This window comes from Pseudomonas sp. MWU13-2100, assembly GCF_023242365.1.
GTDB lineage: Bacteria > Pseudomonadota > Gammaproteobacteria > Pseudomonadales > Pseudomonadaceae > Aquipseudomonas.
Genome location: NZ_JALLIX010000178.1, coordinates 1 through 309, shown reverse-complemented (window position 1 = coordinate 309; position 309 = coordinate 1). Strand labels below are relative to the sequence as shown.

The window sequence follows — 309 nt, the reverse complement described above, 5'->3', positions numbered from 1 at the left end:
CATGAGGAAAAAACATCGAGCGATCCTGATGGTGTAGCTCTCTATTCAGTCTCGAAAGCTGAGGAGCCAAGGCTTGTCTATGAGTTTCCGTATGCCTGGACGAAAGGAAAAATCAACGATGCGTTTCTTCTCTCCGAGGAGGGGGGACACGACAAAATGCTATTTGTGATTCATAGCATATGGACGCCAAGGTCTTGGGATCCGGTAAGCGATGTCTATGATGTCAGTGTCATTAGACTCCAGGATGGAGCACTAATTCGCGACCAAAAGCTTTCCCGCTTCTTTGGTATGGGGGGAGACCTAGTCGAT

1 protein-coding gene is annotated in these 309 nt (G+C 48.2%); it reads left to right on the top strand.

The window, feature by feature from the left end; translation table 11 throughout:
* A partial coding sequence (locus M5B99_RS29920; protein ID WP_248807491.1) for a hypothetical protein occupies positions 1–309 on the top strand: 309 nt, incomplete at both ends.